This window comes from Herbaspirillum sp. CF444, from assembly GCF_000282135.1.
GTDB lineage: Bacteria > Pseudomonadota > Gammaproteobacteria > Burkholderiales > Burkholderiaceae_D > Herbaspirillum.
On sequence record NZ_AKJW01000040.1, the window covers coordinates 1 to 5,300 of the forward strand.

7 protein-coding genes are annotated in these 5,300 nt (G+C 58.4%); 3 read left to right on the forward strand and 4 right to left on the reverse strand.

The genetic code is table 11. The annotated features are described in order from the left end of the window. Positions 1–162 precede the first annotated feature (162 nt). Positions 163–996, reverse strand: a complete 834-nt coding sequence (locus tag PMI16_RS09160) for a 2-keto-4-pentenoate hydratase (protein WP_007878752.1) — start codon at positions 994–996, stop codon at positions 163–165. 237 nt (positions 997–1,233) lie between these two features. Between PMI16_RS09160 and speG the strand changes: the two genes are divergently transcribed. The 3 genes from speG to PMI16_RS09175 all read left to right on the forward strand — a co-directional run bounded on the left by speG (position 1,234) and on the right by PMI16_RS09175 (position 3,502). After that, positions 1,234–1,776, forward strand: coding sequence for a spermidine N1-acetyltransferase (speG, locus tag PMI16_RS09165; protein WP_007878754.1), 543 nt, complete (start codon positions 1,234–1,236; stop codon positions 1,774–1,776). A gap of 148 nt (positions 1,777–1,924) precedes the next feature. Beyond that, positions 1,925–2,326, forward strand: coding sequence for a hypothetical protein (locus PMI16_RS09170; protein ID WP_237719830.1), 402 nt, complete (start codon positions 1,925–1,927; stop codon positions 2,324–2,326). A 348-nt stretch (positions 2,327–2,674) separates the two neighbouring features. Beyond that, positions 2,675–3,502 carry a DUF2846 domain-containing protein gene (locus tag PMI16_RS09175; protein WP_007878761.1) on the forward strand — a complete coding sequence of 276 codons (828 nt, stop codon included), beginning with the start codon at positions 2,675–2,677 and terminating at the stop codon, positions 3,500–3,502. Between the two features lie 266 nt (positions 3,503–3,768). On the opposite strand, the gene PMI16_RS09180 is transcribed toward PMI16_RS09175, so the two are convergent. The 3 genes from PMI16_RS09180 to PMI16_RS09190 all read right to left on the reverse strand — a co-directional run. Further along, a complete protein-coding gene (locus PMI16_RS09180) occupies positions 3,769–4,185 on the reverse strand; it encodes a hypothetical protein (protein ID WP_007878762.1) in 417 nt (138 codons plus the stop codon). Between the two features lie 41 nt (positions 4,186–4,226). Further along, the gene (locus PMI16_RS09185; RefSeq protein WP_007878765.1) at positions 4,227–4,850 is read right to left on the reverse strand and encodes a glutathione S-transferase family protein; all 624 of its coding nucleotides are present in this window, start codon (positions 4,848–4,850) and stop codon (positions 4,227–4,229) included. A gap of 83 nt (positions 4,851–4,933) precedes the next feature. Further along, a partial coding sequence (locus PMI16_RS09190; protein ID WP_007878767.1) for a LysR substrate-binding domain-containing protein occupies positions 4,934–5,300 on the reverse strand: 367 nt, incomplete at its 5' end.

Genomic DNA, 5,300 nt, shown 5'->3' on the forward strand with positions numbered 1-5,300 from the left:
CATCTGTTGTATTTTTTTATCTCGTGCACTCCCAATTCCCCGCATGTCATCAAAATGACGCCATTCCTTCACAATCCCGAAATGGCAGCATGCTGGCCGTCGAGGCGCATTGGACGACGTTTCAACAACGCCTTGTAACCGCCGTCGTGCTCAGGCGTGCATTTAGTCGGAAAATGCCAATGTCATCCCTTGCAGGGCAATCCCCTCCAGCTGCATGTTCCACACCTCCCCTGCGCTCACCGCGAACGCCGCGGTGAGCGTGCCTGTCGTCACGACTTCGCCGGCCTGAATCGGACGTCGGATAGCTTGCTTTGCGAGCACGGCGATCAGGTGAACCATCGCGGTTAGAGGACTGCCGAGCGCGTTCGAACCCTTGCCGGTTTCGCGCACGGCGCCGTTGCAGAGCAGCGCCACGGAACACGACGCCAGCTGTTCCGATACCTTGTCGCCCAATGCGTCAAACGAGGCGCGTTTCCCGACAAACAGCATGCCGTGCAGGCCGCCGTCGGCGACGGTGTCTGCGGCTTTGAATTGCCAGCCTGGGTAGTGCGACTGCACGATCTCAAAGGCAGGAGCGATCCAGTCGATGCAGTCGACAAGCTGAGCGATGTCGGCATCCTCGCGCGGCGCCTTGTGAAAATGCAGGGCGATTTCAGGTTCGATTTTCGGTTCGGCGAAACGGGCCAGGCTGCATGTGCCTTGCGCATCGGCTTGTGAATCGGTCAGGTAGACGACGGTACTGTCGTACATGTGGCCCCATACCGGTTCTTCCACGCCATACCTGGTCCACATGGCGGCGTTGGTGAATCCGATCTTGCGTCCGGCGGCGACCGCGCCTTGCGCCAGTCGCGCGCGGTGTATCAGGTCGGCAACTTCGTAGGCGGCGGCAATGTCGAACGCCGGTTCCTGTGAAGTGACGGGCGCAATCTGGCGCACCTTGTCTTGTGCGTTTTCCAATTGCGAAGCAATGCTCCGGGTATCGATGTGGCGTGTCATGTACCTGGCTCCGTAACGAAGGGGAAGGGAAATGCCCATTCTGCCGGGGCCGGTGCAGTGGCAGCAAGAGAGAAGATTTCAATGCATGAAAAGGAGCTGCGATTTATTTCATCTTTCACGATGGCAATGCGTCGCTGAACCGATGGAAAGGAAAGGAAACCAGACCGCCATCTCGCAGTCTGACAGCATGCCAACCATGCAACTGCTGCTGCCAATCTTGGAAATCAAAAGGAAAACATGACCACCCTTAGCAACTTCGGCGTAAAGCTCCGTCCCCTCGAACGCGAAGACCTGCGCTTCGTCCACAAGCTCGACAACAACAGCCACATCATGCGCTACTGGTTCGAAGAACCGTACGAAGCCTATGTCGAGCTGGTCCAGATCTACGACCGCCATGTGCATGATCAGACCGAGCGGCGGTTCATTCTGGAGAGCGACGCCGCCGAGATGGTGGGGTTGGTCGAACTGGTGGAGATCAACCACATCCATCGGCGCGCCGAATTCCAGATCATCGTGGCGCCGCATGCGCAGGGCAAGGGCTATGCGTCATCGGCGACGCTGCTGGCGATCGAGTATGCCTTTCACGTGCTCAATCTCTACAAGCTGTATCTCTATGTCGACGCGGAAAATGTGAAGGCGATACACATTTACGAGAAATGCGGCTTCGTCAAAGAGTGCGAATTGAAGAGCGAGTTTTTCGTCAACGGCGAGTATCGCGATGCGGTGCGCATGTGCATGTTCCAGTCTGACCATGTCGCTGTCGGCCAAGGCCGGCGATAAGTATTGCCAAAATGCAATGGCGTGTCGTTTGTAACTTGCATGCAGCGCCTGGAAGCTGTCAAGCCTGTGTGGCGTTGGTACAATGCACGATCCTGTTTTTCGGCTGTGTCCGGGAGGGGCCTGGCGCGGGGTGGTTGCCGGAAAACGCATGTCGTTTCCCATTTCAGTTCAAACAAAAATGAAAACATATCTGACGGTTCTGTTGTCCCTCATCGCCTTGTCCGGGTGCGCGACGCAAGAGTACAAGGCGGCCGAAAGCCAGTGTGCGCCACAAGCTTACCGGCAATATCCGGTGATCAATCAGCGAAAGATAGAAATGCGCACAAGGCCGGTCGAAGTGCCGACCGGGAAGACGAAGTGTGTGTCCAAGCCCAGGGGCAATCAGGTTGAGACGATCTGCGAGGACATCACCGAAACCAGATATGAGCAATATCCTTATGAGGTGACGGTCGACGTCAATGCAGATACCCGCAACAACGTCATTCGCGCCTGCGCGCGCAATATCTGCTTCAAGAGCTACGGCAACGTCGATTGCGAAACGAAAAAATAGCCTGCAGCGATCAATCCGGCCGGGAGATGCTTGCATCAGAAGTGGCCTGCCGGCTGTAGCGTCCGATGCTGTCAAGGTGCTGACAGGGTAATGCGCGTAAGGCGCATGGATACAAGCTCTGGAGACATTTCGTACATACGCCGGAGAATGCACTATTGCGGCTTGACCTGCAAATTGACATCGGTGAAAATCGCCGCGGGGGTTCCCACCATTTGATAAGAAAAACACCAGATGTCACATCAGACAAAAATAGCCGGCTCACGACTGGCTCGCGTCCCTGCTTTCCTTTTCATTGCCGCCGTTGTGCTGATCTCCGGATGCTCTCATGCTCCGAGGGCCGGCGCACCCTTGAAGCCCGTGGAGCAGGGCAAGGGTGACGTCTACCTCTATCGCAACAAGTCCGACGTTGCCAGGGCGCAGCCTTTTTATACGTCGGTCGACGGCCATGCCGGACCGGCACTGATGAACGGTACGTATGTTGTCTTGCATCTGGAGCCTGGCAAACATGACATCACCGTGAGTCCGGGGCCGTGGGGTTTCAATCGCGGCCGCACGATTCAGGTGAGGGTCGGCGAGCGTAGTTACTATCAATTCGATTTCACGCCGGATCCGGAAGACAAGTTGCACTTCGAGCAGACGGCATTGCACCATCGTCCGGCCGAGATCGGGCAGGCGGACGTCGCTGCGCTGCCCGGCGTGGCGCAGCGACTGAACGATCCCCGCAGCAGTTTCCGCCGTAGCACCTATGCGCCGCTGAACGATGCCATGTCGCTGCCGGCGGTAGGCGAGAAAGGACGCGCCGGTTACGAGACGTGGCTCAAGCAACGATTGCCGCGTGCCTTTGTCATTTCCAGCAACGGGGGGTGGATATCAACATGGGGGCAGAACGTGACCGATATTCCGGGGATCTCAGATCCCGCCACGCGTGCGATGCAGCGTTGTGCGAAATGGCGCAATGTCGTTTGCCAGATGTATGCGGTCAACACCAGCATTGTCTGGAATCCACTGCCCGATAAGTTGATGGCGGCCGAACGCAAGAGGCGTCAGAGCAGTCAGAAAAATGATGATATGAATGCGGAGAAAGATGCGGCGCCAGCTGATCAGGAGGAAAGTCGTGTGCAGTCCACAACGGAAACGGTCAGGCTTCCATCGATCGAGCCGATCATCATCGAATAAGCGTTTCGTGCATCAGAGTTTTTGAGGCAATCGCTTGGATTCGTCGCAGACGAATCAACGCTTACTGAGTACTCAAAAACCTTGCACGCCCTTGTCGTTGAACCGCTATCGCATCCAATGATAGCGGATCGCCAGCAGCCGGAAAATCCCGCACCCAGCGTGTTCGGTGACGCCATGAGCAGCATCGGCTTGTCTTCTCGGACAGCTCTTTGATCCTTTGAATGCGCCCGGGCATACCGCCGAGCAGCGACGGGAATGCGGCGATTTCAGGCTATCGGCGCAGGCAGGTGATCGACCGGAAAACCCAGCTGCTCCAGCACGGTGCGCAGCCGGGAGACGTAATCGTAATCGACCGGCGAATCGATCGGCGGCTCGATATGCACCATGCTGACGGCGCAGACTTCGTGCTCGCCGTCGTTGGCGAGAAAAGCTTCGGCACGATAGCCGGTCTGGTGTTGGTAGAGCATGTCGATTTCTGCATGCGTCAGTTGATACAGCATGCCGTAGGCTAGGGCGTCTTTCTCGCGCAGCAGCATGGCCTTCTCGCGCACGACGACCTTGTGATGCAGGATGGTGGCCAGGCGCGGCTGGCGGATGACGATGCCTTTCTGCCGCAGCGATGCGGCATCCATGTGCAGGCCGTAAAAGAAGATTTCCACGAGGCGGTTGCCGGAGTTGTCCATGGTCGTCGGTCGGAGATGTCGATGAGCTTGACGTTGTCGGGTCAGGGAGTGCCGTTGTCACCGTGCCGGATAAAACCAGGATGATCCCTGAGTCTCTGGAAATATGCCGATACGGCCGGATAGTCGGGACGTTCCAGCGGCGTGGCGAACCAGCGATTGACCGACAAGCCGACGGGAATATCGGCCAGCGTGAAACGATCGCCGGCAACATAGGCGCCGGTTGCCTGCAGCTGTTGCTCAAGAATGCCGACGTGTTTGTTCCAGCCGGCGACGGAGGCGGCCAGTTGCTGTGGATCCTGATGCGCCGGCGAGTTGCGCACCAGCGACAGGAACGCATAGCTCCAGGCATTGTTCAGGTTGGTCGCCTGCCAGTCCATCCATTGATCCGTGCGGGCGCGCGCCTGCGGATGGCGCGGATAAAAGCCGTCGTTGCCGTAGCGGTTGGCGAGGTAACGGATGATGCTGTTCGACTCCCACAGGATGAAGCCGTCATCGTCGATCACCGGCACCAGGGCATTGGGATTGAGGGCGAGGAATTCCGGGACCTGTGTCGGCTGGAGTCCGCTGCCCCAGTCTTCGCGCCGGAAAGGCAGGTTCAGTTCGTCGCAGCACCAGAGGACTTTGCGGACGTTGATGGAGGCGGCTTTTCCGAGGATCTTGATCATGGCGACGATGAGGGGCGGGAATTGTTAACAGGTCCTAAAGCATATCCTGAACCGTGATTTTCGGCAGGCCTGGGTTCGATGACTTAACTCAGCAACGCCGCCTGTTCCTGGATGATCTGCGCCAGCAAGTCGGCGATGCGTTGCACGCGCGGCGAGCGGCGCAGGTCGGGGTGAACGGTGAGCCAGATGTCGCGTTGCATGGCATCCAGGCCGCTGTCGAATTCGAGCAGCGCCGTGTCGTTGCGGGCGATGAAATGCGGCAGGATGGTCAGGCCCAAGCCGGAGCGGCAGGCCTGGTGCAGGATGGCGAAGTCGCTGGCGGCCAATACGTAGGGCGCGTCGTCGGCGCACTGCGCCAGCCAGGCGCGATGCGGACCACCTTGCAGCGCTTCGCCGTAGCCGATGTATTGCCGCTTCGCGCGCGCCACGCGTTTCCAGCGGCTGGTGCCG

Excerpts from the sequence above, each read along its gene's own strand:
- PMI16_RS09185 (WP_007878765.1), bottom strand. The coding sequence starts at position 4,850 with ATGATCAAGATCCTCGGAAAAGCCGCCTCCATCAACGTCCGCAAAGTC.
- PMI16_RS09160 (WP_007878752.1), bottom strand. The coding sequence starts at position 996 with ATGACACGCCACATCGATACCCGGAGCATTGCTTCGCAATTGGAAAAC.
- PMI16_RS09170 (WP_237719830.1), top strand. The coding sequence starts at position 1,925 with ATGTCGTTTCCCATTTCAGTTCAAACAAAAATGAAAACATATCTGACG.
- speG (WP_007878754.1), top strand. The coding sequence starts at position 1,234 with ATGACCACCCTTAGCAACTTCGGCGTAAAGCTCCGTCCCCTCGAACGC.
- PMI16_RS09180 (WP_007878762.1), bottom strand. The coding sequence starts at position 4,185 with ATGGACAACTCCGGCAACCGCCTCGTGGAAATCTTCTTTTACGGCCTG.